Annotated in this window: 24 protein-coding genes and 1 other RNA gene; 7 read left to right on the forward strand and 18 right to left on the reverse strand. The window is 59.3% G+C overall.

Annotated elements, in window-relative coordinates; translation table 11 throughout:
• Positions 1-104 precede the first annotated feature (104 nt).
• From recF to ACQZ5M_RS06995, 3 genes are read left to right on the forward strand one after another with little or no spacing between them, the layout of a single operon-like run.
• Complete coding sequence (gene recF, locus ACQZ5M_RS06985; protein WP_296040920.1) at positions 105-1,229, forward strand: DNA replication/repair protein RecF; 1,125 nt, start codon at positions 105-107, stop codon at positions 1,227-1,229.
• 36 nt (positions 1,230-1,265) lie between these two features.
• Positions 1,266-2,024 (forward strand): molybdopterin-synthase adenylyltransferase MoeB, encoded by a 759-nt coding sequence (locus tag ACQZ5M_RS06990; RefSeq protein ID WP_296078698.1) that lies wholly within the window; start codon positions 1,266-1,268, stop codon positions 2,022-2,024.
• Positions 2,021-2,494 carry a GNAT family N-acetyltransferase gene (locus ACQZ5M_RS06995; protein WP_449079316.1) on the forward strand — a complete coding sequence of 158 codons (474 nt, stop codon included), beginning with the start codon at positions 2,021-2,023 and terminating at the stop codon, positions 2,492-2,494. Before ACQZ5M_RS06990 ends, ACQZ5M_RS06995 begins: the two co-directional genes overlap by 4 nt.
• 104 nt (positions 2,495-2,598) lie before the next feature.
• Here ACQZ5M_RS06995 and ACQZ5M_RS07000 read toward each other — a convergent pair whose 3' ends face one another.
• The gene (locus ACQZ5M_RS07000; RefSeq protein WP_296040928.1) at positions 2,599-3,603 is read right to left on the reverse strand and encodes a 2-hydroxyacid dehydrogenase; all 1,005 of its coding nucleotides are present in this window, start codon (positions 3,601-3,603) and stop codon (positions 2,599-2,601) included.
• Between the two features lie 180 nt (positions 3,604-3,783).
• Here ACQZ5M_RS07000 and ACQZ5M_RS07005 point away from each other — a divergent pair, with 180 nt between their 5' ends.
• Positions 3,784-4,320, forward strand: a complete 537-nt coding sequence (locus ACQZ5M_RS07005; protein WP_296040930.1) for an SH3 domain-containing protein — start codon at positions 3,784-3,786, stop codon at positions 4,318-4,320.
• Positions 4,321-4,376: 56 nt separating this feature from the next.
• On the opposite strand, the gene ACQZ5M_RS07010 is transcribed toward ACQZ5M_RS07005, so the two are convergent.
• Positions 4,377-5,369, reverse strand: coding sequence for an adenosine kinase (locus ACQZ5M_RS07010; RefSeq protein WP_449079317.1), 993 nt, complete (start codon positions 5,367-5,369; stop codon positions 4,377-4,379).
• Positions 5,370-5,712: 343 nt separating this feature from the next.
• On the opposite strand from ACQZ5M_RS07010, the gene ACQZ5M_RS07015 reads away from it, so the two are divergent.
• On the forward strand, positions 5,713-6,657 hold the full coding sequence (locus ACQZ5M_RS07015; protein ID WP_449079318.1) for an AEC family transporter: 945 nt from the start codon (positions 5,713-5,715) through the stop codon (positions 6,655-6,657).
• A 37-nt stretch (positions 6,658-6,694) separates the two neighbouring features.
• Here the strand turns inward: ACQZ5M_RS07015 and ACQZ5M_RS07020 are convergent, their stop codons facing one another.
• From ACQZ5M_RS07020 to ACQZ5M_RS07070, 11 genes are all read right to left on the reverse strand, one after another.
• Positions 6,695-7,714: a class I SAM-dependent methyltransferase gene (locus tag ACQZ5M_RS07020; protein ID WP_449079319.1), complete on the reverse strand. Its 1,020-nt coding sequence runs from the start codon at positions 7,712-7,714 to the stop codon at positions 6,695-6,697.
• Positions 7,715-7,887: 173 nt separating this feature from the next.
• Positions 7,888-10,032 carry a polyribonucleotide nucleotidyltransferase gene (pnp, locus tag ACQZ5M_RS07025; protein ID WP_296015911.1) on the reverse strand — a complete coding sequence of 715 codons (2,145 nt, stop codon included), beginning with the start codon at positions 10,030-10,032 and terminating at the stop codon, positions 7,888-7,890.
• Positions 10,033-10,276: 244 nt separating this feature from the next.
• On the reverse strand, positions 10,277-10,546 hold the full coding sequence (gene rpsO / locus ACQZ5M_RS07030) for a 30S ribosomal protein S15 (RefSeq protein WP_062427177.1): 270 nt from the start codon (positions 10,544-10,546) through the stop codon (positions 10,277-10,279).
• Positions 10,547-10,839: 293 nt separating this feature from the next.
• On the reverse strand, positions 10,840-11,739 hold the full coding sequence (locus ACQZ5M_RS07035; RefSeq protein ID WP_296040942.1) for a LysR substrate-binding domain-containing protein: 900 nt from the start codon (positions 11,737-11,739) through the stop codon (positions 10,840-10,842).
• Positions 11,740-12,116: 377 nt separating this feature from the next.
• Entirely contained in the window at positions 12,117-13,049 is a 933-nt protein-coding gene (gene truB, locus ACQZ5M_RS07040; protein ID WP_296040944.1) for a tRNA pseudouridine(55) synthase TruB, read from the reverse strand.
• A gap of 3 nt (positions 13,050-13,052) precedes the next feature.
• Positions 13,053-13,469, reverse strand: coding sequence for a 30S ribosome-binding factor RbfA (gene rbfA / locus ACQZ5M_RS07045; protein ID WP_440598381.1), 417 nt, complete (start codon positions 13,467-13,469; stop codon positions 13,053-13,055).
• A gap of 181 nt (positions 13,470-13,650) precedes the next feature.
• Positions 13,651-16,383 carry a translation initiation factor IF-2 gene (gene infB, locus ACQZ5M_RS07050; RefSeq protein ID WP_296076833.1) on the reverse strand — a complete coding sequence of 911 codons (2,733 nt, stop codon included), beginning with the start codon at positions 16,381-16,383 and terminating at the stop codon, positions 13,651-13,653.
• Between the two features lie 101 nt (positions 16,384-16,484).
• Positions 16,485-17,177 (reverse strand): RNA-binding protein, encoded by a 693-nt coding sequence (locus ACQZ5M_RS07055; RefSeq protein ID WP_296015899.1) that lies wholly within the window; start codon positions 17,175-17,177, stop codon positions 16,485-16,487.
• On the reverse strand, positions 17,174-18,778 hold the full coding sequence (gene nusA / locus ACQZ5M_RS07060) for a transcription termination factor NusA (RefSeq protein ID WP_296015896.1): 1,605 nt from the start codon (positions 18,776-18,778) through the stop codon (positions 17,174-17,176). The genes ACQZ5M_RS07055 and nusA overlap by 4 nt, the downstream gene beginning before the upstream one ends.
• A gap of 61 nt (positions 18,779-18,839) precedes the next feature.
• A complete protein-coding gene (gene rimP / locus ACQZ5M_RS07065; RefSeq protein WP_062443144.1) occupies positions 18,840-19,424 on the reverse strand; it encodes a ribosome maturation factor RimP in 585 nt (194 codons plus the stop codon).
• The gene (locus tag ACQZ5M_RS07070; RefSeq protein WP_296015892.1) at positions 19,424-19,732 is read right to left on the reverse strand and encodes a hypothetical protein; all 309 of its coding nucleotides are present in this window, start codon (positions 19,730-19,732) and stop codon (positions 19,424-19,426) included. The genes rimP and ACQZ5M_RS07070 overlap by 1 nt, the downstream gene beginning before the upstream one ends.
• Between ACQZ5M_RS07070 and ACQZ5M_RS07075 the strand changes: the two genes are divergently transcribed.
• Positions 19,711-21,339 (forward strand): MFS transporter, encoded by a 1,629-nt coding sequence (locus ACQZ5M_RS07075; RefSeq protein WP_296015890.1) that lies wholly within the window; start codon positions 19,711-19,713, stop codon positions 21,337-21,339. The two genes, ACQZ5M_RS07070 and ACQZ5M_RS07075, sit on opposite strands and share 22 nt — an antisense overlap.
• Before the next feature lie 34 nt (positions 21,340-21,373).
• On the opposite strand, the gene ACQZ5M_RS07080 is transcribed toward ACQZ5M_RS07075, so the two are convergent.
• Together ACQZ5M_RS07080 and recR are read right to left on the reverse strand one after the other, a co-directional pair.
• Positions 21,374-22,639, reverse strand: coding sequence for a lytic murein transglycosylase (locus tag ACQZ5M_RS07080; protein WP_449079320.1), 1,266 nt, complete (start codon positions 22,637-22,639; stop codon positions 21,374-21,376).
• 23 nt (positions 22,640-22,662) lie between these two features.
• Positions 22,663-23,268: a recombination mediator RecR gene (gene recR, locus ACQZ5M_RS07085; protein ID WP_296015888.1), complete on the reverse strand. Its 606-nt coding sequence runs from the start codon at positions 23,266-23,268 to the stop codon at positions 22,663-22,665.
• Positions 23,269-23,326: 58 nt separating this feature from the next.
• On the opposite strand from recR, the gene ACQZ5M_RS07090 reads away from it, so the two are divergent.
• Entirely contained in the window at positions 23,327-23,938 is a 612-nt protein-coding gene (locus tag ACQZ5M_RS07090; RefSeq protein ID WP_449079321.1) for an MOSC domain-containing protein, read from the forward strand.
• Positions 23,939-23,974: 36 nt separating this feature from the next.
• Here the strand turns inward: ACQZ5M_RS07090 and ACQZ5M_RS07095 are convergent, their stop codons facing one another.
• The 3 genes from ACQZ5M_RS07095 to ffs all read right to left on the reverse strand — a co-directional run bounded on the left by ACQZ5M_RS07095 (position 23,975) and on the right by ffs (position 26,422).
• Complete coding sequence (locus ACQZ5M_RS07095) at positions 23,975-24,298, reverse strand: YbaB/EbfC family nucleoid-associated protein (protein WP_296015885.1); 324 nt, start codon at positions 24,296-24,298, stop codon at positions 23,975-23,977.
• Between the two features lie 73 nt (positions 24,299-24,371).
• Complete coding sequence (locus ACQZ5M_RS07100) at positions 24,372-26,246, reverse strand: DNA polymerase III subunit gamma/tau (RefSeq protein ID WP_449079322.1); 1,875 nt, start codon at positions 26,244-26,246, stop codon at positions 24,372-24,374.
• 79 nt (positions 26,247-26,325) lie between these two features.
• Positions 26,326-26,422, reverse strand: an RNA gene (gene ffs / locus ACQZ5M_RS07105) — signal recognition particle sRNA small type.
• Positions 26,423-26,490 lie beyond the last annotated feature (68 nt).

A 26,490-nucleotide genomic window follows, 5' to 3' on the forward strand; every position in this document is an offset into this window, starting at 1 on the left:
TTTCTGTCGTAAGTTGCTCTGCAACCGGACGCTCTTTCAGTGAAAGCCGTTCCGAAACCGTTCGCGATACTGTAGGTCGTAGGCATGACGATTCTGGATACGGCATGACGGCCAAGGTTTTCCTGTCACGACTGAAGCTCACGGATTTCCGCAACTACGCGGAGGTATCCTTGCGGCTGGATGAACGCCATGTCGTGCTGACTGGCGATAACGGCTCCGGCAAGACGAACCTGCTGGAAGCCGTCTCGTTTCTCTCTCCAGGTCGGGGTTTGCGCCGCGCCGTTCTTTCCGATGTCACCCGTGTCGGCGCGGAGGGGACTGGCTTCTCGGTCTTTGCCGATGTTTCCGGTATGGATGGGGATGTCGCGATCGGTACAGGCATCGAGGGAGATGACGAAACGCCATCTCGACGTCTGCGCCTCAACGGAACCTCGGTCAGATCCGTCGATGAATTGACCGATCACTTGCGGGTCCTTTGGCTGACCCCATCGATGGACGGGCTTTTCACCGGCTCTTCTTCGGATCGTCGCCGTTTCCTCGATCGCCTTGTTCTATCGCTGGATCCGTCGCATGGCCGGCGCGCCAGCGATTTCGAAAAGGCCATGCGCCAACGCAACCGCCTTCTGTCCGACGGCCGCTTCGATCCTGTTTGGCTGGATGGAATCGAAAAACAGATGGCGGAACTCGGTATCGCCATGGCCGTGGCAAGGTCCGAAATGCTGGGGCTCTTGCGTGCTTTGATCGAAAGCCGCTCCGGCGACACCGGCTTTCCAAAAGCAATGCTGACTTTGTCCGGCTTCCTCGATGATGAGTTCCATCGACCGGCGGTGGATCTGGAGGATGAGTATTTCGCCACCTTGCGTGAGAACCGGTATCGGGACGCCGCAGCCGGGCGCACGCTGGACGGACCGCATCGCGCCGATCTTTTTGTGCGGCACGCTGAAAAGGACATGGACGCAGCACGCTGCTCCACTGGCGAACAGAAGGCCCTCCTCGTCGGTCTTGTTCTCGCGCATGCACAACTGACTGCCAATATGACCGGTCACGCTCCGGTGCTGCTTCTGGACGAGATTGCCGCGCATCTGGATGAAGGCCGTCGTGCCGCGCTTTTCGACCTCATCCACGCGCTTGGCGGCCAGAGTTTCATGACAGGGACGGATGCAGCAATGTTTTCGGCATTGCGGGATCGCGCACAGTTTTTCACCGTGTCGCATGGCAGCGTGTCATGATAGGGCTTCTCCTATTGACGTTCCGGAGACAGGATCATGGATGCTCTTAGCCCCGAGGAAATTGAACGCTACAAGCGACATATTCTTCTGCCAGAGATCGGCGGCATGGGGCAGCAGCGACTGAAGACAGCCAAGGTGCTGGTGATCGGCGCAGGCGGCCTCGGCGCGCCGGTGCTCTACTATCTTGCCGCAGCAGGCATAGGGACACTCGGCATTATCGACGATGATGTTGTCTCTTTGTCGAATCTTCAGAGACAGGTCATTCATGACACCGGCACGATCGGCGAGCTAAAAACCGAAAGCGCACGCCGCAGCATTTCCCGGCTCAATCCGCATGTGCGCACGCTGCATTTCGAAGAACGATTTTCCCGTCTCTGGGCCCATGATCACCTGGCGTCCTTCGATCTCGTCATTGACGGATCCGACAATTTCGATACCCGCTATGCGGCGGCCGATGCAGCCGAAGCGGCAAAGGTGCCGCTGGTGACCGGCGCTGTCGGTCGGTTCGATGGCTCTGTGACGGTGCTGAAGCCCTATGCAGAAGGTCCAGACGGCACGTTGCTGCCACGCTACCGCGATCTTTTTCCTGCGCCACCGCCGGAGGGCCTTGTTCCATCATGCGCGGAAACCGGCATTATCGGCGCTCTGACCGGCGTCATCGGTACGACGATGGCCATGGAAGCTATCAAGATCATTACCGGAGCGGGAGAGCCACTGGTTGGCCGGCTGCTTCTCTATGACGCGCTCGCAGCCCGCTACGACACCATTCGCTACAAGAGGCGCCAGGCAGCATGACAGAGATTGTTCGAATCGACGAAAACTTCAACCGCGTAGAGGAATTGCTGGCGCTGATCATGTCGTCATTCGCCAGTATGGACGGCGTGATCGATCCGCCTTCGTCGGCGCATCGGCTGACACCTGATAATCTGCGTCAAAAGATCGGCCAAGAAAGTGCATTCGTCGCTTTCGACGGGGACCAAATGCTCGGATGCATTTTCTGCAAACCGGAAACAAACTCGCTCTATATCGGCAAGCTTGCCGTGTCTCCCGCCGCCCAAGGTCGCGGCATCGGTCGCGCCTTGCTAAGCGCAGCTCAGGATTTGGCGCGTCAGCTGTCGCTGCCAAGTCTTCGTTTGGAAACCCGCATCGAACTCGTCAACAATCACCGGCAGTTCACGTCATGGGGTTTCAGCAAGACAGCCGAGAATTCGCACGACGGATATGATCGTGTGACGTCAATCGAAATGACGAAGCGTCTGGCTTGATCGCACCCTGCCGGGCAAAAGCACTGGGCGATTTTGCAATTACGACATGCGACAAAACCAAGACCTTAAGCGTAGGGAGCGGATATCAAAGATCGCGCCACGCTTCAGGCCCTGCCCGGCAGCACCCGGTTCGGCGGCCTGTGACCATCATAAAATGCGCGGATGTTGATGATGACCTTGTCGCCCATGTCGATGCGGCCTTCGATCGTGGCCGAACTCATATGCGGCAAGAGCACCACCCTGCCCTCCTTGGCGAGTTTGATGAGCTTTGGGTTGACGGCGGGCTCGTTCTCAAACACGTCGAGACCCGCACCGGCAATCTTTCCCTGACGCAGGCACTCGATCATCGCCGCTTCATCGATGATATCGCCGCGCGCCGTGTTGACGATATAGCTCGTCGGCTGCATCAGCGCGAGGCGCCGAGCCGAGATCAGATGATAGGTGGCAGGCGTCGACGGGCAGTTGACGGAGACGATGTCGACGCGCGCCAGCATCTGGTCGAGACTATCCCAATAGGTCGCTTCAAGCTCCGCTTCGGTCGCCGGGCTGACACGCTTGCGATTGTGATAATGGATCGATAGCCCGAAGGCCTTAGCGCGGCGGGCAACGGCAGTACCGATGCGGCCCATGCCGACGATGCCGATACGCTTGCCCGACAGTCGGCGACCCAGCATCCAGGTCGGCGACCAGCCGCGCCAGTCATCCGATCCGTTGGCAAGCACCCGTGTGCCTTCGACAAGGCGGCGCGGAACGGCAAGCACAAGCGCCATCGTCATGTCCGCGCTGTCTTCCGTCAACACGTTCGGCGTATTGGTAACGGTTATGCCCTTGCGTGCCGCCGCGTCCACGTCGATATGATCGATACCGTTTGAAAAACTCGCGATCAATTTCAGTTGAGGACCAGCCTGCTCTATCATGGACGCGGTGATGCGATCGGTCACCGTCGGAACCAGAACATCAACACGCTGCATGGCCGCCAGAAGCTCCGCCTCTGTGCGAGGCGCATCTCCAATATTCAATTCAGCCTCGAACAGTTCCCGCATGCGGGTCTCGACCAGATCCGGCAGTTTTCGGGTCAAATAGACGGTCGGTCTCTTCTTGTTCGTCATAGTCTGCAGGCACCTTGTTCAGAGGTCGTTAACCAGAAAGAGCGATAATTTGTTCAGCAAGGGCGTTTCTACCAGACCCACCGGCGAAGACAAACAAATCTCGCATGTTGTTCCTTCGGCGACAGGACTGGGGTGCCCCTCAAACGTCATTCTCTTCTTTCATGGAAACGGTCAAACGACATGCGTAGCTTTGTCTCCATCCTCTGCATTGCATTGTCATTGGGTTTTCTTCACGCCACCGTCTCACCAGCACTTGCTCAGGGCGCTGCAAAGGGTGCCAGCGGCCTGCCACTACCGCGTTTTGTCAGCCTGAAATCAAAGCGCGTTAACATGCGCATCGGACCAAGCACGGACTATGCCGTATCCTGGATGTATATGAAGTCCGGCATGCCGGTGGAAATCATTCAGGAATATGAAAACTGGCGCCGCATCCGCGATGCGGACGGCACCGAGGGCTGGGTGAATCAGGCGCTGCTCTCTGGCGAAAGAACCGCTGTCGCCGCTCCATGGATGCGCGGCAAGGGCAAGGACGTTTATGTCAATATGCGCCGTGAACCGCAGTCGAGCGCTTCTGTAGTGGCAAAGCTGGAGCCTGGCGTCCAAATCCGCATCGGCGAATGCAATGGCGATTGGTGCAAGGCAGAAGCCGATCACGTGGGCGGCTGGGTTTCGCAGGGCGAAATCTGGGGCGCCTATCCGGGCGAAGCGTTCAAATAAGCGGCCATCCCCGCGCACCTTGGAACCGGCGCACGGAGATCATTGTCATCGAATAATCAAAGAAGCCCGTGCTTCTCGGCCAGCGCCTTCAGCGACGACATGGGACGCGGTCCGATCTGCTGTATGACGGCAGCGGCTGCAAGGCAGCCGAGCTTGCCGCTATCTTCCAGTGAACGCTCCTGCGTGTAGCCAAAAAGGAACCCGGAGGCGAACAGATCGCCGGCGCCCGTCGTGTCGACGACATCGAAAACCGGATAGGCATCGACCTTCACCCGCTCGGTACCGCGCACAATCACAGCGCCCTCTTCGCTCATCGTCACTGCTGCGATCTTGCAGTCCTGTGCGATCTTGGTCAGCGCCAGATCGAAGTCTTCGGTTTCATAGAGCGACAGCGCTTCCTGCTTGTTGGCAAAGACGATATCGACTGTCCCCGAGCGCATCAGATCGAGGAACTCGTCGCGGTAGCGGCCGACGCAGAAACTATCGGACAGCGTCATGGAGACTTCGCGACCGTTTTCATGGGCGATGCGGGCGCAATCACGGATCGCGTCCTTGGCCCGCGGCGGGTCCCAGAGATAGCCTTCGAAATAGGTGACCTTCGATTGTGCAACGATCTCAGGTTCCACGTCTTCCGGTCCAAGCTCGACGCAGGCGCCAAGATAGGTGTTCATTGAACGCTCACCGTCTTCGGTGACGAAGATCATCGAGCGAGCGGTAGGCGGAAAGGTGCCGCGTGGCTTGGTCTCGAAATAGACGCCCTGGGCGCGGATATCGTGCTGGAAAATTTCGCCGAGCTGATCTTCGGCGACCTTGCCGAAATAGGCTGCGGGTGCTCCGAAATTGGCAATGCCTGCCGCCGTATTGCCTGCACTTCCGCCGGAGGCTTCCAGTGCCGGACCCATGAGCGAGTAGAGCAGTTCCGCGCGCTCGGCATCGATCAGGTTCATCGCGCCCTTGGTGATGGCGTTGTCGATGAGAAAGCTGTCATCGCAGCGGGAAATGATATCCACGATGGCGTTGCCAACGGTCAGTACGTCGAATTTTGTCATGAGCCTCTTGTCCGAGCCGCACCGACCCGGTGCGTTATCCGGAACTCGGTCTTAAAGATTTCTGCCGACAAGAAAAGAGAAAAGGCGACTGCGCCTTGCAAGCTCATCCTCGACCGATCTTCCCGCGTCATTTGCATGTCATAAAGTGCTGGTAGAGCATTCCTCGTTCCCGACACGGATGTACTGCCGGGGATGACAGGCTGAAGCGGGGACGATCCCCGCTTTTTCCGTTTTCATGGGCCCGCTGTGGTTTCCAACCCCGGCCAGAAAACGGTTTCGGACGCCCCCCCTTTCCTGTACAGGGTTGAGACATTCCGCAGAGTGCTCGTGAAAGCCCGTCTCCATGTATGCTGTTGCCCTGAATGTCGCGCCGATCTTTCTGCTTATTCTGATCGGTTGGCTGACGGTAAAGGCAAGGCTGTTCAAGGCCGAGGCGAGCGATGTACTGAGCGACTTCGTCTTCAAGATTGCCGTGCCAACGCTGATCTTCCGTACGCTGGCCGAAGCCGATTTTCATGGCGCTTCGCCTTTCAAGCTCTGGATCACCTACTTCGCCGGCGTAGCCATCACCTGGGCTGCGGGTCAGCTTGTGACGACATACATCTTCAAGCAGGACCTGCGCGTTAGCGTCATTGCCGGCATATCCTCGGCTTTCGCCAACAATATTTTCATTGGCCTGCCGCTCGTCGGGCGTTCCGTCGGCAATGACGGCATTGTTGCAATTTCAATCCTTCTGGTCATCCATCTTCCCATCATGATGATTGCCGGAACGATCCTGATGGAAAACGCGACACACAAGGTGGTGGGCGGTGAAAGGCGAAGTGCGTTCGCGGTCTTGAAGCAGGTGGGGCGAAACCTCGCGACCAACCCTCTGGTCATCGCTCTTCTTCTTGGACTTTGCTTCAATATGATCGGAGCATCAATGCCGGTCGTGTTTACGACGGTCATCGATCAGATCGCCGCCATGGCTGGACCTGCGGCGCTTATTTCTCTTGGCATGGCGCTGACCAAATATCCGGTGCGCGGCAATCTGCACATCTCGGCGACGATTACCGCCTTCAAACTCTTGCTTCTCCCGGCCTGCGTCTGGGCGACGGCGCACCTGCTGGGCCTCAACCCCGCCTGGACGTCGGCATTGGTGCTGACATCCTGCGTCCCGACCGGCATCAATTCCTGGCTGCTCGCAAACCGCTTCGGGATCGGACACAGCATCGCCGCCTCGACCATCAGCATATCGACGCTGTTCGGCGTCCTGACGGTATCGCTCTGGGCGTGGCTGCTAAGCTGAGGCTGCAGCTGAACCGCAGCCTCTTTCTCTTGAATGATTATTTCTGGGCGCTGAGGATCTTGAAGCGCGCGTTGCGGCAGACTTCCTCGCTCTTGCGGAACTCGCTGGCGAGCACCGGCTCGTAGGGCAGGCCGCGATTGGCAACCATCAGCAGTTTGCCGCCGCTGCGCAATGCTATCGCAGCTGCCTTTATCATCGCCTGACCGAGGGCCGGTTCGGCGGCCTGGCCACCCGCATGGAAGGGTGGGTTCATAATGATCAGGTCGTATTTTTCCTTTGGCGGCTCGGCGGCCAGATCCTGCCAGAAGAAGCGTGCGGTCAGCCGCGGGCAGTTTTCCAGAAGATTGGTCTTGGCAAATTCCAGCGCGTTGTAGTCGGCCTCGAAAAGATCGATGCGCGCCGTGCGCGGCGACTTCTCAGCCAGCATGACGGAGAGATAGCCCCATCCGGCACCGAAGTCTGCCGCATTGCCATCGAAGTCCGTCGGCATGCGCGAGACGAGCAGTTCGGAACCGTCATCCACACGGTCATGGGAAAACATGCCAGGCATGGCGGTGAAGCGGTTGTCGATAGTGACCGGCTTCTGCTCCAGCTTCGCGACGGCGGCAGAGACATCATCAGGCCTTGCAAACCAGATTGCGACGCCGTGATATTTCGGCGTGGATTCCGCATCGATACCAAGCTTGGCGAGTGTCTTGCGCAGGGTGACGATCCCGTCTTCCTTGGCGCCAGCAGCCAGGATCAGACCGCCCGCCTTCACACGCTTCAAGGCTTCCGCCATGCGGTTTTCGTTTTCGCCGCGGTGCTTACCGCACAGGATCATGGCGGTGTCGTAATCCTCGCCGGAGATCTCCGGTGTGACCTCGGAGCCATGCGCCTGCAGCGCGCGATAGAGCGGCCGCAGGTTTTGAACCGCGACGATCTCAGCCTCGAAACCCTCCAGGCGCGGTGCTCCCGCTTCTGCACCCAGGAACAGCACGCGTTCACCGGCTTTCGGCGCTGGCAGCATATCGGCAGCGAAGGGATGGAACAGGGTTTTGACTGCGTCACGGCTCATCGGGAGCATCCTCAAGAACATGTGCCGGAAAAGCGCCAAGCGGCTTTGCGTCGGGACAATGCGTTCAACAACAATGGAGCAGCTTCACGTTTTAAACGAAGCAACGCTGCTCGGAAAATAGAAAAAAGGCGCGGGAGAGATCCCGCGCCCCGATAGGAATAAGCGCCTGCGCCTTACTCGGCAGCAGCGTCGCCTTCAGCCTTCTTCTCGGCAACGATTTCCTTGCCGGTTGCCTGGTCAACGATCTTCATCGACAGGCGAACCTTGCCGCGCTCGTCAAAGCCCATCAGCTTGACCCAGACCTTGTCGCCTTCCTTGACGACGTCGGAGGTCTTGGCAACGCGCTCGGAAGCCAGCTGCGAGATGTGAACGAGACCGTCACGTGCGCCGAAGAAGTTGACGAATGCGCCGAAGTCGGCGGTCTTGACGACCGTACCTTCGTAGATCTGTCCAACTTCAGGCTCAGCCACGATGGAGTGGATCCACTTGCGGGCTGCTTCGATTTCCTTGCCGGAAGACGAAGCGATCTTGACGGTGCCGTCATCTTCGATGTTGATCTTCGCGCCGGTCTTTTCGACGATTTCGCGAATGACCTTACCGCCCGAACCGATGACTTCACGGATCTTGTCGACCGGAATGTTCATGACTTCGATGCGTGGAGCAAATTCGCCGAGCTGACCACGGCTTTCGGTGATGGCATTGGCCATCTCGTTGAGGATGTGCTTGCGTCCACCCTGTGCCTGATCAAGCGCGACCTTCATGATCTCTTCGGTGATACCGGCGATCTTGATGTCCATCTGAAGCGAGGTGATGCCGTCTGCAGTACCGGCAACCTTGAAGTCCATGTCGCCGAGGTGATCTTCATCACCAAGGATGTCCGACAGAACGGCAAAACGTTCGCCTTCCAGAATCAGACCCATGGCAATACCGGCAACAGGCTTAGCCAGCGGAACACCGGCATCCATCAGAGCAAGCGACGTGCCGCAAACGGTTGCCATGGAGGACGAACCGTTGGACTCGGTGATTTCCGATACGACGCGCAGCGTGTAGGGGAACTGCTCAGCAGACGGAAGCATCGGACGGATTGCGCGCCATGCGAGCTTGCCGTGACCGATTTCGCGGCGACCCGGGGAGCCCATGCGACCTGTTTCACCGACCGAGTAGGGCGGGAAGTTGTAGTGCAGCAGGAAGCGTTCCTTGTACATGCCGGTCAGGCTGTCGACATACTGCTCATCTTCGCCGGTGCCGAGCGTGGCAACGACGATTGCCTGCGTTTCACCACGGGTGAAGAGTGCCGAACCATGGGTGCGCGGCAGAAGGCCAACTTCCGACACGATCGGGCGAACCGTGGAGAGATCGCGACCGTCGATACGGCTCTTGGTGTCGAGAATGTTCCAACGAACAATCTTGGCCTGCAGGTGCTTGAATACAGCGCCGACTTCTTCAGCCGAATACTTGGCTTCGCCGTCTTCCGGCAGGAAGTGCGCCTTGACCTTCGTCTTGACGGCGTCGACAGCAGCGTAACGGGCAGCCTTTTCGGTGATCTTGTAGGCGTCGCGCAGTTCAGCTTCGGCAAGGCCGAGCATTTCGGTTTCGAGAGCCGAGAAATCTTCCGGCTCGAATTCGCGCGGTTCCTTGGCAGCCACTTCAGCGAGCTTGATGATCGCGTCGATGACTGGCTGGAAGCCACGGTGACCGAACATGACGGCGCCGAGCATGACGTCTTCGTTCAGTTCCTTGGCTTCGGATTCGACCATCAGGACGGCGTCCTGCGTACCGGCAACGACGAGGTCGAGAACCGATTCGTCCATCTCGTCGAGATGCGGGTTCAGAACATATTCGCCGTTGATGTAACCGACGCGCGCGCCGCCGACCGGGCCCATGAAGGGAACGCCGGAAAGCGTCAGCGCAGCAGAGGTCGCGATCATGGACAGGATGTCCGGGTTGTTTTCCAGATCGTGCTGGATAACGGTAACAACGACCTGGGTGTCGTTCTTGTAGCCTTCAGGGAAGAGCGGGCGGATCGGGCGGTCGATCAGGCGGGAAACGAGGGTTTCGTTTTCGCTCGGACGGCCTTCACGCTTGAAGTAGCCACCGGGGATCTTGCCGGCTGCGTAGGTCTTTTCCTGGTAGTTGACCGTCAGCGGGAAGAAGTCCTGACCCGGCTTCGGGGCCTTTGCAGAAACGACGGTCGCGAGAACCATGGTTTCGCCGTAGGTTGCGATGACGGCGCCGTCAGCCTGACGAGCAACCTTGCCCGTTTCCAGCTTCAGCGGGCGGCCTGCCCATTCGATTTCCACGGAGTGTTGATTGAACATATCTTGTCCTTCTTGTCGCCGCGGCTCCACCATTGAAGCAGCGGCTTCGACACATCACGGGCAAGACAGCGGGAAGCTTTGGTGTGAGTGCCGACTATGGTGGCACAAGCGTCCTGCAATCCTGCCCCATGACAGGTCTTCGGTTGGTTCAGACGGTTCCGGCCCATCCGGTCCGTCTTGTTATCCGGGGTTACCGGATGAAAAACCGGCGGGCACCTTCAAAGGAAACCCGCCGGTCAAGATGTTAGCGGCGAATGCCCAAGGTACCGATCAGCTTCGAGTAACGGCCTTCGTCCTTCTTCTTCAGATAGTCGAGAAGCGAACGGCGGCTGGAAACCAGCGTCAGAAGACCACGACGAGAGTGGTTGTCCTTCTTGTGGCCCTTGAAGTGTTCGGTCAGGTTGTTGATCCGCTCGGTCAGGATTGCGACCTGAACTTCAGGCGAACCGGTGTCGCCTTCCTTCGTTGCATATTCCTTGATGAGGGCGGCTTTGCGCTCTGCAGTAATCGACATCGTAAAATCCTTTCTATTTTAAGGAAAAATCGGTCGCCAAGGGCCGGGATGTCGTCCAGCGCTGGCCATTCAATAGCAAAGGCAATGCCTAGCTGGCGCTGCCTATAAACCAATTGGCGGCTAAAGGAAAGGGGCGATGGGGATCTGCGCTAAAGCGCCGTGCGTCCTATTGGACGCGCAAAGGACGCTTTACCTTCTTGAATCTGCGCATCGTGCTTTCCGAAAATCGATTCCGGTTTTCGGGCCGAGGCTGTAAATCATGTCCACGCGTCGGTGAGGACAGTCTGTCCGTCTTAATGCCCGTCTTGCGAACGCACGCTTTCCGAAAGCCACTCAAGAAAATCATGGGCGGCTGGCGCCAGGGTTTCGAAACCGCGCACCACGATAAAGAAGGCGCCAAAGGGGAGCGTCTGCTGGAAGGGGCGAATGAGAAGCCCGGAGGCCAGATACTCCCTTGCAAACCGTTCCTCCAGAAGTGCGACGCCCTGCCCGCGCAAGGCCGCCTGAAGCGTCATGCCTTCGTCGGTGTAGATTGGTCCACGCGGATACACGTCCGAGGAAACGCCTGCCCGCTCGAACCAGCTTCGCCACATGTCCCGGCTGTCCTCATATAGAAGCGGAAAGTCCAGAAGATCGACAGGCCGTTGCGGTACCACCCTTCCCTCCAGCAGTCGCGGCGAGAGGCATGGAGTCATCTGCACATCCATCAAATGCCGGCTCTCCGATCGGGGCCAGTTCGTTCTCGTCAGGCTGTGGCGTATGGCAACGACGTCTTCGTTGTGGCGAAACTCTGCAAGGGCGGACTCCGACTCCACCCGTACGTCGATATCGGGATGACTGCGTTGGAAGTCTGACAGATGCGGGGTGAGGAAGCACGCAGCGAAGGACGGCTCAGCATTGATGTTCACCGTAACGGGGCCTTTGCCGCGCTCTACATCTGCAAGGCCATCGGACATCGCGTCGAAGGAAGCCGTCACGACGTGGAGCAACTTTGCCCCTTCCTGCGTCAGCCTGACGGATCGATGACCCCGATCGAAGAGCGGTCGATCAAGCAGCACTTCCAACTCCCGCACCTGACGGCTGATCGCGGCCTGCGAGATGCACAACTCTTCTGCAGCACGCGTAAAGCTCATGAGCCGCCCCGCTGCTTCAAAACTTCTGAGCGCTGTTAAAGGAAGGCGACTGCGCTTCATGCATAACCTCAAGTCATAGGACGACGACGATAATCTCGTTTGAAGCTAGGACGCAACCCGCGTTTTATGCAGCTCAGGTGTGCCGGGCTTGATTGCGACGGGCGCGCTTTACAGCATCGGCCCGAAAATTGGGATCGCTTTTCGGAAAGCACGATGCGTCGAGTCAAAAAGTAAAGCGGATTGAAACGAGAGGCATGGGCTTGGTCACACAATGACGGCTCCGTGGAGGATGTGTCGTGCTTCGAAAAGTGATTGATATTCTACGGGATTTCTTGCGGCTCACCCTGTTTCAGCCGCATGAAAATGCCGACGACCAGCGCGGCCGTCGGCATGATGATTGAGCGTTCCTCAAGAGAGAAGGTGACGCCGATGTCCCGTCAGCCGAAGACGCGCTTGGGGCGGAATTCGCCCTGGCCGATCTCGCCGATCGCCACCAGCCTGCCGCGCGCGGTGGCGTAGGCTTCCGATTCCTGCGTCGGGGCATCGCGTCCGCGCAGGAGGATGGGATTGCCCATCTTCAGGCGGTGTGCCTGATCATCATTGATGATGAGATGCGGCAGTGACGAAAGCGCTTCGGACGTATCGATGAGATAGGCGTCAAGCGCGGCAAGGCGCTCGTCGCGGTCTTCGATCGTCTCCAGTTCGGTGAGCTTTTCCAGTGGCACCATCGCATCTTCCGCGAAGGGCGCGACCATGGCGCGTCGGAGTTCGGAAATGAAGCCGTAACAGCCAAGATCACGACCCATGTCGCGCGCCAGAGCACGAACATAGGTGCCCTTGCCGCACTCCACTTCGAAATGCGCGGTGTTCTCATCCGGGCAGGCCAGCAATGTCAGGCGATGAACCTCGACTTCACGTGCCGGAATTTCGACGACTTCGCCCTCACGTGCCAAGTCATAGGCGCGCTCGCCGGCGATCTTGATGGCGGAGAACTGTGGTGGCGTCTGCAGGATCGTGCCGGTATATTTGGGCAGCAGATCGCGAATATCCTGCTCGCTCGGACGGTTGCCGGAGGCGTTGAGAACCTCGCCTTCCATGTCGTCGGTGGTGCGTTCTTCACCCCAGCTGACAGTGAATTCATAGATCTTGCGGCCATCCATGACGTAAGGGACGGTCTTGGTGGCGTCGCCCAGCGCAATCGGCAGCATGCCCGAGGCGAGCGGGTCGAGCGTACCGGCGTGGCCAGCCTTCTGCGCGTTAAAAAGCCATTTGATCTTGGAGACGGCCTCGGTGGAGCCGAAATCGAACGGCTTGTCGAGGATGAGCCAGCCGGAAACCGGGCGACCCTTGGGTTTGCGTGGTTTGGACATTCTTCAGTTCTGTTCGTCGTCTTTTTCGTTGGAAGATCCAAGATCGCGCTGCACTTCGGGAGAGCGCAGCAGGGCGTCGATCTTCTGATAATTGTCGAAGCTGGTGTCATCGCGGAAGCGCACTTCCGGAACGTATTTCATCTGGCGCAGGTGTGGTCCGAGCCTGCCGCGGATGAACTTCGCATGCCGGTTCAAGGCATCGATGCTCTCGGTATGATCGGCAACGCCAAGCGGTGTTACATAGGCGGTCGCGATCTTGAGATCGGGAGACATGCGCACTTCCGAAATGGAAATGACCGTCTTCTCCAGAAGATCGTCACGCACTTCGCCGCGCTGCAGGATTTGCGTCAAAGCCGCACGAACCTGCTCGCCGACGCGCAGCATGCGTTGTGAAGGGGCTGATGAAGTTGCTTTTGCCATTGTTATTCTTGCCTCAGCAAATTGGAAGAAGATTGTCGGGCGGCTTTGCAGCTTCCCAATTTCTCATTCCAGCACTCTCGGCGGAAGGCCATGTTGGACCCTCTTGTCGGAGTATCTTAAAATTCAGCGAGCGCCGGTTAGCCAGCGCTCGCTCTTAAAATCATACAATCAGGCAGAGCGCTTAGAGCGTTCTGGTAATATGCTCCACGCGGAAGCACTCGATCGTGTCGCCAGCGCGAATGTCTTCGTAGTTCTCGAAGGCCATACCGCATTCCTGACCGACCGGCACTTCGCTGACTTCGTCCTTGAAGCGCTTGAGCGTCTTGAGCTTGCCTTCATGGATGACGACGTTGTCGCGAACCAGACGGACGCCTGCACCACGTTCCACCTTGCCTTCGACGACACGGCAACCGGCAACCTTGCCGACCTTGGTGATGTTGAAGACTTCGAGGATTTCGGCATTTCCGAGGAAGGTCTCGCGACGTTCCGGCGAAAGAAGACCGGACATGGCCGCCTTCACGTCATCCACCAGATCGTAGATGATGTTGTAATAGCGGATCTCGATGCCGGCGCGCTCAGACGCTGTACGGGCCTGGGCATTGGCACGGACGTTGAAGCCGATGATCGCGGCGTTGGATGCTTCTGCCAGAGAAATATCCGATTCCGTGATGGCGCCTGCGCCCGAGTGGACAATGCGTGCGCGGACTTCGTCGGTACCGAGCTTTTCGAGCGATGCGATGATCGCCTCCACGGAACCCTGCACGTCGGCCTTGATGACCAGCGGGAACTCCTTCATGCCGGAGGTCTGTAGCTGGCTCATCATCTGCTCGAGAGAACCGCGCTGGCCAGTTTGGCGAGCAACGGCCTTGTCGCGGGCAAGACGCTGACGGTACTCGGAAATCTCGCGAGCGCGGCTTTCGCTTTCGACGACGGCGAAACGGTCACCGGCAGACGGTGTGCCGGACAGGCCGAGAATTTCGACCGGCATGGCAGGACCCGCTTCCTTGACGTGGTCGCCCTTGTCGTTGACGAGTGCGCGGACGCGGCCCCACTGATCACCAGCAACGATGATCTGGCCAGGCTTCAGCGTACCCTTCTGAACGAGAACGGTCGCTACTGCACCACGACCACGGTCGAGTTCGGCTTCGATGACCGTGCCCTCTGCAGTACGGCTTGGGTCTGCCTTGAGATCGAGGATTTCGGCCTGCAGCAGGATGGCTTCGAGCAGCTTGTCGAGGCCCTGCTTCTTCTTGGCCGAGACTTCGACGTCAAGCACTTCACCGCCCATGGATTCCACGAAGACTTCGTGCTGGAGCAGCTGCTGGCGAACCTTTTCAGGGTTTGCCTCATGCTTGTCGATCTTGTTGATCGCCACGATGATCGGCACGCCGGCTGCCTTGGCGTGATTGATCGATTCGATCGTCTGCGGCATCACGCTGTCGTCAGCCGCAACCACGAGGATCGCGATGTCGGTTGCCTGCGCACCACGGGCACGCATGGCCGTGAAGGCGGCGTGGCCTGGGGTGTCGATGAAGGTGATCTTCTGGCCGTTCTGCTCGACCTGATAGGCACCGATATGCTGGGTGATGCCACCGGCTTCGCCAGCAACCACGTTTGCCTGACGGATGGCGTCGAGCAGCGAGGTCTTGCCGTGGTCGACGTGACCCATGATGGTGACGACCGGAGGACGCGAAACCATGTCGCCTTCGACGTCGGCAACATTGAAGATACCTTCTTCAATGTCGGATTCCGACACGCGCTTGACGGTGTGGCCGAATTCGCCGGCAATCAGTTCGGCCAGATCGGCGTCGATGACGTCGCCCGGCTTCATCATCTGGCCTTCCTTCATCAGGTACTTGATGACGTCCACCGCACGTTCGGACATGCGCTGCGACAGTTCCTGAATGGTGATGGTCTCGGGCAGGACAACTTCGCGGGAAATCTTCTCGCGGGTTTCCTGCATCTGGCTGCGGCGGAACTTCTCCTGGCGACGGCGCATGGAGGCCAGCGAACGGCCGCGCTGCGCACCCTCTTCGTCGAGGTTCGATGTGACGGTGAGCTTGCCGCGACGACGCTCTTCTTCCGTCTTCAGACGGGCAGCGGGCTTTGCGGGCGCAGGGGCTGGCGCCTTGCCGCGCATTGGCATGCCGGTGCGGCGTGCGCCACGATCGTCCTCGTCATCCTTGTCGGTGCGGCGAACGCCCGGAGCGCCACGACCGGGCATCTCCGGCGCAGGTGCAGGCGCCGCTGCTGCGGGCGAGGGACGCGTGGACTGCGGGCGAACGTCACGGCGCACAGGCTGCGCTGTTGCGGCCGTCGGACGAACTGCGGCCTGCTCTTCTCTGGCAGGTGGCTCGTTCTCAGCAGCCTTGGCAGCGGCAGCCTCTTCAGCGGCGCGACGCGCTGCCTCTTCCTTCTCGGCGGCAATGCGGCGCTCTTCTTCCACCTTGCGGCGCGCTTCGTCTTCGGCGCGTTGCTTGGCTTCGACCACGTCGCGAGCCTGAGCTTCCATCAGCGCCCGACGGCGTGCTTCCATCTCACCGGCAGAGAGGTCGTGCAGAACGTTGCCGCGCGGACGATCCTGCTGGCGCGGTTGAGCCGACGGCTGCGGACGCTGCTGGTTGTTGGTCTGTTGGACGCGAGGTGCCGGATGAGCTGGCTGCGGACGCGGTGGAACCGGCGCCGCAGGCGCTGCTGCGCGTGGCTGCTGGGCAACAGGAGCTGCAGCTGCACCACCTTGCTTCTCGTCTTCAGGACGCATGGGGCGACGCTTGCGTGTTTCCACGACAACTGCGTTGGTGCGACCACGACCCATGTCCTGACGCACGGTACCCTGGTTCAACCCGCCCGGCTTGAGGGTGAGAGTCTTCTTGGGTTGTGCGTTGAGTGTCTTGTCGTCGTTGTTATCGGTCATTCCGTTCCCGTTCCTACAGACGAGAGCCGGATGACACCATCAGGCCCTGTCTTTCAATAGCTGCATCCGAACGCGGCGGCCGGTGTTGTCCGATAACCGCGTCATTGTCGTTCTGTCCGGGCAGCGCCAATGTCCGCTGGAGCTTTTTCGCCATGGCGATATCGCTCAAGCATCTTTGCGCGCTTCACTACACCCTCACCCGCCTGTCCTGCAAGCGCGCAGGCATGGATAAAAGCATTCTGGCCCAATAGTTCGTCCATTTCGGCCCCGGTAAAGAGCTTCAAGGACGGTATTTCATCGGCACCCGTACCGAGTGCCCAGGCCTTGCGGGCCTGATCCAGTTTCCGAACGCCATCAGCGGCGGCATCGGTTGCGTGGAAGACCGCCAGCGCCTGTCCGGAACGGACGGCCGCATCGACCTTCATGGCGCCGCTGATGAACTGGCCAGCTTTGCGCGCCATGTTCATCATGCCCGTTACCTGCTGCGTCATCAGCCGGTCCAGCATCTCAAGAAGATCCGGTCCAGCCTTGACGTCCGTTTTCAAGGCGCGCGCAAAGAGCTTCTTTGCGATCGCCTTTTCCACCAGCGCTCGGTCGGCTGTCACCCAGCAACCGCGCCCCGGCAATTGGCGCTTCAGGTCCGGCACGATTTGACCGTCCGGGCCTGCGACGAAGCGGATCAACTCATCTGGCGATCCACTCTGTCGTGTAACAATGCACATACGTCCGTTGACGTTGCCTTCTGCCAGATCCTCATCGGACCCGGCATCCGGTTCATGCGCCTGCGATATCATTCCTCAACGGCGGTATCCGCCTCCTCGGCAGCCTGCTGTTCAGCAGCCAGTTCTTCTTCGGTGATCCAGCCAGCCAGAAGACGAGCCTGCAGAACCATGTTTTCGGCCTCGACGCGAGAGACGTCGAGCTTGGAGAAGATGCCGTCGAACTTCTTGGTCTCGCCATCCTTGCGCTCGGTCCAGCCGACGAGATCGTCCGCTGCGCAGCCGGCAAAGTCTTCGACCGTCTTGATGCCGTCTTCGCCGAGAGCCACCATCATCTGCGATGTCAGGCCGTCGATCTGGCGCAGTTCGTCGGCAACGCCGAGTTCCTTGCGCTTGGCATCCATTTCCGCTTCAACGCGGTCGAGATATTCCTTGGCGCGCGTCTGGATTTCGACAGCGGTGTCTTCATCGAAGCCGTCGATAGAGGAGATTTCATCCAGCTCGACATAGGCCAGTTCCTCGACCTGGGCGAAGCCTTCGGATGCCAGAACCTGGCCGACCATTTCGTCGACGTCCAGCGCTTCCATGAAGAGGTTGGTACGCTCGTTGAATTCCTTCTGACGACGCTCGGACTCTTCCTGCTCCGTCATGATGTCGATATCCCAGCCGGTCAGCTGCGAAGCGAGGCGAACGTTCTGACCGCGACGGCCAATCGCAAGCGACAGCTGCTCGTCGGGAACGACCACTTCGATACGCTCGGACTCTTCATCCAGAACGACCTTGGCCACTTCCGCAGGCTGAAGCGCATTGACGATGAAGCTCGCAGGCTCCTGGCTCCACGGAATGATGTCGATCTTTTCGCCCTGAAGCTCGCCGACGACGGCCTGAACGCGCGAACCGCGCATACCGACGCAAGCACCGACCGGATCGATCGAGCTGTCATTGGAAATCACGGCGATCTTGGCGCGCGAACCCGGATCACGGGCAACCGACTTGATCTGAATGATGCCGTCGTAGATTTCCGGCACTTCCATGGTGAAGAGCTTGACCATGAACTGCGGATGGGTACGCGACAGGAAAATCTGCGGGCCGCGCTGCTCGCGACGAACGTCATAAACATAGGCGCGGACGCGATCGCCGTAGCGCAAGTTTTCGCGCGGGATCATCTCATCACGGCGGATAATGCCTTCGCCACGGCCGAGATCGACAATGACGTTGCCATATTCGACGCGCTTGACCGTGCCGTTGATGATTTCGCCGATACGATCCTTGAACTCGTCGAACTGACGGTCACGCTCGGCTTCGCGAACCTTCTGCACGATGACCTGCTTGGCGGACTGGGCAGCGATACGGCCGAAATCCATCGGCGGCAGCGGATCGGCAATGAAGTCACCGAGCTTGGCATCGGGGTTGCGGTCGCGTGCCAGCTCCAGCGGAATCTGGGTGGAGTAATCTTCGGCCTTGTCTACCACTTCCAGAAGACGCTGAAGGCGGATTTCGCCGGTCTTGGAGTTGATGTCGGCGCGAATATTGGTCTCGGAACCGTAACGCGAACGGGCGGCCTTCTGGATGGCATCGGCCATTGCGGCAAGCACGATCTCGCGGTCGATGACCTTTTCGCGCGCCACAGCATCGGCGATCTGCAGAAGCTCAAGCCGGTTAGCACTCACTGCCATTTTTTTGTCTCCGTAAGTCGCATGTTTGCGTTGGAAGAGCCCCGCAGGGTCTCTCAAAAAATCAATCTTCGTCTGCTTCTTCGTTCTGGTTGGCAGCAGCGGCCTTGGCCTGCTTATCCGCCTTCAGCGCGTCACGAATAAGGTCATCCGTCAAAACCAGTTTGGCATCAGACAGCGTGTTGAACGGGATTGTCACGACCGGCTCTTCGCCATAGCCGATCTGGTCGCGCTCGAGCTTAAAGCTGTCAGCATCAACTTCCGCGATCTTGCCACGGAAGCGCTTGCGATTATCCACCAGGATCGAGGTCTCGACCTTGACGAGATGCCCCTGCCAGCGAACAAAATCGGACTTGCGAACCATCGGACGGTCGATGCCAGGCGAGGACACTTCCAGATGATACGCCTTTTCGACGGGATCTTCCACATCAAGAACCGGCGAAATGGCCATCGAGACGGCTTCGCAATCCTGAACGGTCATGGTCCCGTCTTCACGTTCGGCCATGATCTGCAATGTCGAGCCATTCTGGCTGGAAAGCCGGACCCTGACAAGCACGAAACCCATTCCGGTCAAAATCGGCTCGATGATCTCGGCGATCCGCTGGTCGATGCCTGTTTCGGTTATCAGTCTCGGTTCGGCTGCTGCCATTATGCTCTTCCGGTGTTCTTTGCGCGGAACATCTGCTCCGGTTTGACGATCCGCCTAACGAAAAAGAGCGGGGCCTTGGGGACCCCACTCTTCATCAGACGATCAAGAATTTGAACGGGGATATAAACCCTTCTGTCCGGAAATGCAAGGTTTGCGGCGCAAATCCGAATATTCGATTTTTTCTGCCACAATTTCACCTTTGCAGCGTTTGAATGGGTGGTGTCACCGCCATCGACCTTTATAGTGCCTGCTGCCAGAACAGCAGTTGAAATCAATTGGATCGCTCGTGCCCGACCGTCAATCGCCACTCGCGCCACTCCGGCACCCGACCTACAAACGCATCTGGTTCGCCAGCATCGCGTCCAACTTCGGCGGGCTCATCCAGGCCGTGGGTGCCGCATGGATGATGACGGCACTTTCGACGTCCGAGAACATGATCGCGCTGGTGCAGGCCTCTACCTCGCTGCCGATCATGCTGTTCTCGCTGATTTCCGGCGCGCTTGCCGACAGTTTCGATCGGCGTCGGATCATGCTGTCCGCGCAGTTCCTGATGCTTGCCGCGTCGATCCTGCTGACAGTCTTTGCCTGGGCGAATCTTCTGACCCCATGGCTGCTTCTGTTCTTCACCTTCATGATCGGCTGCGGTACGGCGCTGAACAATCCGTCTTGGCAGGCATCGGTCGGTGAGATGGTGCCGCGGGAGGACCTGCCTGCGGCGGTGACGCTCAACAGCGTCGGTTTCAACATCACCCGTAGCGTCGGCCCTGCCATCGGTGGTGTCATCGTCGCGGCAGCCGGTGCCGCGGCAGCCTTTCTTGTCAATGCGCTTAGCTACTTCACGCTGATCTATGCACTGTTCAAATGGCAACCGCCAAAGAACAATTCGACGCTCCCGCGTGAGCAGTTGCTGGCCGCGATCTCCGCCGGTATGCGCTATGTCGCGATGTCGCCCAATATCGGCAAAGTTCTGGTGCGCGGCTTTCTCTTCGGCCTTTCCGCCAGCGCTATCCTGGCGCTGATGCCGCTCGTGGCGCGCGATCTCGTCGAAGGCGGACCGCTGACCTACGGCATCATGCTCGGCGCCTTCGGCGTTGGCGCTATCGGTGGGGCGCTGATGAGCGCCAGGCTTCGCGAGATGATGAGCAGCGAGTGGATCGTGCGGGTCGCCTTTCTCGGCTTCGCCTTGAGCGCCGGCGTTACCGCCATCAGCACCAATGCGATCATCACCAGCCTGTTTCTGACGATTTCAGGTGCCAGTTGGGTTCTGGCGCTCTCGCTTTTCAACACCATCGTGCAGCTCTCCACCCCCCGGTGGGTCGTTGGGCGTGCGCTCTCGCTCTACCAGACGCTGACCTTCGGCGGCATCGCGGTCGGCAGTTGGCTCTGGGGCTCTCTGGCGGAAGATCATGGCCTGACCTTCTCGCTCCTTTGTTCCTGTGTGCTGATGCTGCTTGGCGTCGTCGTCGGCTTCAAGCTCACCATGCCGGCCTTCGCCTCACTGAACCTCGATCCGCTGAATCGCTTCGTCGAGCCGCCTCTGCGACTGGATGTTAAACCCCGCAGCGGCCCGATTGCGATCATGGTGGATTACGAGATCGACGATGCCGATCTGCCGGAGTTCATGGCGATCATGGCAGAGCGCCGTCGCATCCGCATCCGCGATGGCGCGCGCAACTGGAGCCTGATGCGGGATCTGGAAAACCCGGATGTCTGGACGGAGATCTACCACGTCCCGACCTGGGTCGAATATGTCCGCCACAATCACCGACGGACCCAGGCCGACGCGGAAAGCTGGGATCGCATCCTGACGCTACACAAGGGCAAGACACGCCCCCGCGTCCACCGGATGATCGAGCGCCAGGCGATCCCGCCGCAGGACGATATTTTCCATAAGGCCCATATCGATCCGCATTGAGCGGATCGACAAACTGACCTCGCGTTCAGACGGTTTACCTGAGCTTTGTTTTCAGGGAAGCATCAGGAAAGCAGGTCGGCTTCAAGCCGTTCTTTGCCTGCCAATCACCCAGCGATCGGCGGGTCTTGAAGCCGGCCAGGCCATCGGCCTTGCCGACATCATAGCCCTTGGCGACCAGTGCCTTCTGCATGGCAAGCACGTCGGAGCGGAGCATGGAGCCGACATTGCCCCATTCCGCCTTGAACGGGCCCCCACCATAGGCAATGCGATCAGCGAGATTGCCGATGAAAAGCGCGTAGAGATCGGAGTTGTTATACTCCTTGATGACGTAGAAATTCGGCGTCACGACGAATTCCGGGCCGTGGCGACCGGCGGGAACCAGCATCATGCCATCGGCGCTCAAGTCGTTGGACGGAAAGCCTTTTCCAGAAACGCGGGTGATGCCCATCTTGGCCCATTGAGACACCGGCTTCGCCAGATCCGGACCTTCCTGCGCGCAGGAAACATCGCCTGGTATGGAAACCTCAAAACCCCAGTCGCGGTCGCGCTGCCAGCCGCGTTTCGATAGATAGTTGGCGATGGATGCCAGCGCGTCGGGTACCGAATTCCAGATATCGCGATGGCCGTCTCCGTCGAAATCGACGGCATATTTGAGGTAACTCGACGGCATGAACTGCGGTTGCCCGAGCGCGCCAGCCCAGGATCCCATCATCCGCGAGGGTGGCACGTCGCCGCTTTCGGCAATCTTCAGCGCATCGATCAGCTCGGCCCGGAACATGTCCTTGCGGGTGGAGGCATAGGCCTTGGTCGCCAATACGTCGATGACGGAATTGGGAAGCTTCGCACGACCGAAACCAGACTCACGGCCCCAAATGGCGATAACGATATTGCCAGGAACGCCATAGGTCGCTTCGATACGCTTGAGGGTGGCAGCATGGGTGGCGGCAAGCGAGCGCCCCGTTGCCGCAAGACCCTGAAGCCGCTTTTCGGAAAAATACGCTCCGGGAGAGGAGAACTCGGCCTGGCTTTGCGCCTGCTCCTTGGGTGGCTTCTGGCCCGGCACGAGAACGTCCGGCAGTTTCCAGTTGATCGTCAAACCCGTCAGTGCGGCTTCAAGCGTCTTTTGCGACACCCCGGCCTTTTTCGCTTCCGGCCAGATTTCCCGCTTCAGCCAGGCGTTGAATTCCGCATCGTATTTTGCGGCCGCCGCTCCCGTCGGGATAGACTGGGCAAGTGCTGCGCCTGAAGAGAGAAGAGAAACTGCGGCGGCAACTGCAAGGCCGATGGTGTGAGCGCGCATTCGGTCTCCTTATCGTATGCTATTTAAATCGCGGTGCGGGCGCGAAGGGCTGCGGTCAGCGTTCCTTCGTCGAGATAATCCAACTCGCCACCGACCGGAACGCCATGGGCAAGACGGGTAATCTTGACGTCGAGATCGGTCAGTCGATCGGTGATGTAATGCGCAGTCGCCTGGCCCTCGACGGTGGCGTTGACGGCGATGATCAACTCGCGAATGCCGCCGACACTCACGCGGTCGATCAGGCCCTTGATGTTCAAATCCTCAGGGCCGACCCCATCCAGCGGGGAGAGCGTGCCGCCCAGCACGTGATAGGCTGTGTTCATCGCCCCTGCCCGTTCCAGCGCCCAGAGATCGGACACGTCTTCCACAACGATGATGACCGACTGGTCGCGCTGCACATCGGTACAGACAGTGCAGGGATCGATCGTATCGACATTGCCGCAACAGGAGCAGATCTTGACCTTGTCATAGGCTTCGCCCATGGCGCTCCCAAGCGGGCCGAGTAACTGCTCCTTCTTCTTGATGAGGTGCAGCGCCGCGCGGCGCGCAGAGCGAGGCCCAAGTCCCGGCACCTTTGCCAGAAGCTGGATCAGTTTTTCGATTTCGGGACCGGTGACTCGTTTTGCCATGGAGCGTTTCTACTGCATTAATCGTTGAACGGGAATCGGTAAGGGCAAAAGGCATCTCATGAAAATTCAGGCTATTTGTCGCGCCGATGCACGGGCGCTACCCGGCAAGACATCCAAGACCGGCGTCTTCAAGCACGCTGTAAATGGCCCCGTGATGGTGGACGTACAAGGCATCGTTGGTGACGCAGTCTGTAACCGCAAGCACCATGGAGGACCGGACCAGGCGATCTATGCCATGGGCTCGGGCGACCTCGACTTCTGGACCGGAGACCGCGGTCACCCAATCGAGCCCGGATTCTTCGGCGAAAACCTTGTGATCGAAGGCATGGACAGTGCCGCGCTTTGCGTCGGGGATCGGCTTGAGCTTCAACAGGTGACGCTGGAAGTCACCGCCGCGCGCATCCCCTGCGCCACACTCACTGCCCGTGTCGGCGACCCGCATTTTGCCAAGCGCTTTCGTGAAGCGGGTCATCCCGGGGTTTACTGCCGTGTCCTTCAAACCGGCATGATAGAGGCCGGGGAGAGTGTGACCCTCATACCGTATGCCGGGACGAAACTCCCGATCCCCGTCATCCTCCAGCGTTTTCGGCCCAACCGCTTGACGCAGGAAGAGTGCGCCGCTTTTCTCGGCACGCCCCTTGCCATTCGCTTTCGCGAGATGATCGCCTAAGTCTTGGCGGTCCATGCCGCCAAATAGCGTCGGATCTTAGAATGGAAACTTCATGCCTGGCGGGATCGGCAGGCCAGCCGTAATACCGGCCATCTTCTCCTGAGCCTGGGCCTCACCCTTTTCCTTCGCATCCTTATGGGCTGCAACAATCAGGTCTTCGAGGATTTCGACTTCGTCTTCCTTGAAGAGTGACGGGTCGATCTTCAGGCCGCGCATTTCGCCCTTGCCATTGAGGGTAACGGTCACGAGGCCGCCGCCGGAGCTGCCGTGGACTTCGAGTGCGGCAATTTCTTCCTGCACCTTCTCCATCTTGGCCTGCATTTCCTTGACCTTGCCCATCATGCCCATAATGTCACGCATGGCTGAAACTCCTGTTTTTGTTGTTGGGGCGGTTGATCCGAACACGGCTACGGTCGTCAACTCTGCCGTTTTCTCAAAACTCGATATCGTCGCCGGGAAGAATATCGCCTTCACTCGATTCGGCAACGGAAGGCGGGCTTACGTCTTCGACCTCTTCCTGAACGGCTGCACGAATGCGCACATCGGTGATCTTTGCGCCGGGGAACTGCGAGAGGATGGCTGCAACATCCGGATCCTGTCGCGCATCGACCAGACGCGCGTCACGCGCATTGCCTTCCGCTTCGACGAGAGTCGGCTCACCCTCGTCCTTGCTGAGGCTGACGATCCAGTGGATGCCTGTCCATTCCTTTAGCTTGACGCCAAGTTCGCCGGGGAGCGAGCCTGGCGCGCCTTCGCCAAGACGCATATCAAGACGGCCAGGCTCGATCTTCACCAGACGCACGAAATTGCGGACTTTAGCCCGTATTACGGGATCTCGATTCTTCTGCGCCAGATCGGCAATATCCTGCACCGATTTGACCGGCACTTTCGATTCAGGCCGTTCCTCGGTACGCGGTGCCGCGACCTGCATGTCCTGCGGGCGGCTATCCGGCACGGCGCGCAGCATGGCAGTCGGCTGGGGCGCGGATTGCATCTGCGGCGATGTCTGAGCTGAGGCGACGGCCTGCGTCGAGCCATAGGCGCGTGCGCCTCCACCATGACCATTGCCCCCACTGCCAGCGGAACCGCCAGTTGGCATCGCGCCAGCGCCATTCGCGAGTTCCTCGAGACGGCGGGCCGCATCTTCCGGCGCCGGCAGGTTGGCGGCGTGCGCCAGGCGGATCAATACCATCTCGGCGGCACCGGCAGGGCGCGAAGCGTTCTCCGTTTCGGGAATTCCCTTCAACAGCATCTGCCAGATGCGCGACAGGGTGGAGACCGCAACACTATCGGCAAATTCTGTACCGCGAAGGCGCTCGACCTCCGACAATGACGGATCTTCCGAAGCGTCCGGCACGTATTTCATGCGGGTGACCAGATGAGTAAAGTCAGCCAGATCGTTCAGGACAACAACGGGATTGGCGCCCGCTTCATACTGCGCATTGAATTCGGACAGTGCCGCCGCGACATCGCCCTTGATGATGTGCTGGAAGAGATCGACGATGCGCGCACGATCGGCAAGACCGAGCATGCCGCGCACCGCATCGGCCTCTACGCGTCCGCTGCCATGAGCAATTGCCTGATCCAGCAGCGACAGACCGTCACGCGCCGAACCTTCTGCCGCACGCGCAATCATCGACAGCGCCTGCGGCTCGGCTTCGAAACCTTCCTTGGATGCGATTGCCGTAAACAGGCCGACAAGGTCCGCGGCACTGATGCGGCGAAGATCGAAACGCTGGCAGCGCGATAGAACGGTGATCGGAACTTTGCGGATTTCGGTGGTGGCGAAGATGAATTTCACATGCTCGGGCGGCTCTTCGAGCGTCTTCAGCAGGCCGTTGAAAGCCTGTGTCGAGAGCATGTGCACTTCGTCGATGATGTAGACTTTGTAGCGCGCCGATACAGGGCGATAGCGCACCTGCTCGATGATCTCGCGAATGTCGTCGATGCCGGTGTGCGAGGCGGCGTCCATCTCGATCACATCGACATGACGGCCTTCCATGATCGCCTGGCAATGCTCGCCCGGAACGCGCAGGTCGATGGTGGGCTTGTCGATCTCAGGCGTCTTGTAGTTCAGCGCCCGCGCCAGAATACGAGCCGTGGTGGTTTTTCCCACGCCGCGAACGCCGGTCAGCATATAGGCCTGGGCAATACGGCCGGTTTCGAACGCGTTGGTCAGCGTGCGAACCATCGGCTCCTGCCCGACCATCAGATCGGAGAAATCCTTCGGGCGGTATTTACGCGCCAATACCCGGTAACCCGTACCCTGCTCTTTTGTCTGGGGCATGTTGGTTCCGGTGTCGCTCATCGCCTCGCCAGTTTTCGAAGTGGGGCCCGCTTCAGGCTGAACTGGCCCGGCGAAGCAGAGCGTGTCTTAAGAAGAAAAGGTGGGAGGCTGGCACGGCGACCCGTGCCTGGCTCGTTAGGGCTGCTTCCTTCCGGACCTGACCCGGTTGGCGAGTGGCTCGTCCACCACCAACCTCCCGGCGCCACATATCGGCAATAATAGAAGCAAATGCAAGTCAGGCCTTGAAAAAACTGCTATCTCTGTG

The sequence above is a fragment of the Rhizobium sp. 22-785-1 genome, from assembly GCF_053521965.1.

What these genes read in the sequence shown, in the direction of transcription:
- pnp (WP_296015911.1), bottom strand. Translation starts at nt 10,032, where the DNA reads ATGTTCAATCAACACTCCGTGGAAATCGAATGGGCAGGCCGCCCGCTG.
- ACQZ5M_RS07035 (WP_296040942.1), bottom strand. Translation starts at nt 11,739, where the DNA reads ATGAAGCGCAGTCGCCTTCCTTTAACAGCGCTCAGAAGTTTTGAAGCA.
- ACQZ5M_RS07055 (WP_296015899.1), bottom strand. Translation starts at nt 17,177, where the DNA reads ATGATATCGCAGGCGCATGAACCGGATGCCGGGTCCGATGAGGATCTG.
- ACQZ5M_RS07005 (WP_296040930.1), top strand. Translation starts at nt 3,784, where the DNA reads ATGCGTAGCTTTGTCTCCATCCTCTGCATTGCATTGTCATTGGGTTTT.
- ACQZ5M_RS07000 (WP_296040928.1), bottom strand. Translation starts at nt 3,603, where the DNA reads ATGACGAACAAGAAGAGACCGACCGTCTATTTGACCCGAAAACTGCCG.
- infB (WP_296076833.1), bottom strand. Translation starts at nt 16,383, where the DNA reads ATGACCGATAACAACGACGACAAGACACTCAACGCACAACCCAAGAAG.
- rbfA (WP_440598381.1), bottom strand. Translation starts at nt 13,469, where the DNA reads ATGGCAAAAGCAACTTCATCAGCCCCTTCACAACGCATGCTGCGCGTC.
- nusA (WP_296015896.1), bottom strand. Translation starts at nt 18,778, where the DNA reads ATGGCAGTGAGTGCTAACCGGCTTGAGCTTCTGCAGATCGCCGATGCT.
- recR (WP_296015888.1), bottom strand. Translation starts at nt 23,268, where the DNA reads ATGGCAAAACGAGTCACCGGTCCCGAAATCGAAAAACTGATCCAGCTT.
- ACQZ5M_RS07080 (WP_449079320.1), bottom strand. Translation starts at nt 22,639, where the DNA reads ATGCGCGCTCACACCATCGGCCTTGCAGTTGCCGCCGCAGTTTCTCTT.
- recF (WP_296040920.1), top strand. Translation starts at nt 105, where the DNA reads ATGACGGCCAAGGTTTTCCTGTCACGACTGAAGCTCACGGATTTCCGC.
- ACQZ5M_RS07020 (WP_449079319.1), bottom strand. Translation starts at nt 7,714, where the DNA reads ATGAGCCGTGACGCAGTCAAAACCCTGTTCCATCCCTTCGCTGCCGAT.
- ACQZ5M_RS07090 (WP_449079321.1), top strand. Translation starts at nt 23,327, where the DNA reads ATGAAAATTCAGGCTATTTGTCGCGCCGATGCACGGGCGCTACCCGGC.
- rpsO (WP_062427177.1), bottom strand. Translation starts at nt 10,546, where the DNA reads ATGTCGATTACTGCAGAGCGCAAAGCCGCCCTCATCAAGGAATATGCA.
- ACQZ5M_RS06995 (WP_449079316.1), top strand. Translation starts at nt 2,021, where the DNA reads ATGACAGAGATTGTTCGAATCGACGAAAACTTCAACCGCGTAGAGGAA.
- ACQZ5M_RS06990 (WP_296078698.1), top strand. Translation starts at nt 1,266, where the DNA reads ATGGATGCTCTTAGCCCCGAGGAAATTGAACGCTACAAGCGACATATT.
- ACQZ5M_RS07095 (WP_296015885.1), bottom strand. Translation starts at nt 24,298, where the DNA reads ATGCGTGACATTATGGGCATGATGGGCAAGGTCAAGGAAATGCAGGCC.
- rimP (WP_062443144.1), bottom strand. Translation starts at nt 19,424, where the DNA reads ATGGCAGCAGCCGAACCGAGACTGATAACCGAAACAGGCATCGACCAG.
- truB (WP_296040944.1), bottom strand. Translation starts at nt 13,049, where the DNA reads ATGTCCAAACCACGCAAACCCAAGGGTCGCCCGGTTTCCGGCTGGCTC.
- ACQZ5M_RS07015 (WP_449079318.1), top strand. Translation starts at nt 5,713, where the DNA reads ATGTATGCTGTTGCCCTGAATGTCGCGCCGATCTTTCTGCTTATTCTG.
- ACQZ5M_RS07100 (WP_449079322.1), bottom strand. Translation starts at nt 26,246, where the DNA reads ATGAGCGACACCGGAACCAACATGCCCCAGACAAAAGAGCAGGGTACG.
- ACQZ5M_RS07010 (WP_449079317.1), bottom strand. Translation starts at nt 5,369, where the DNA reads ATGACAAAATTCGACGTACTGACCGTTGGCAACGCCATCGTGGATATC.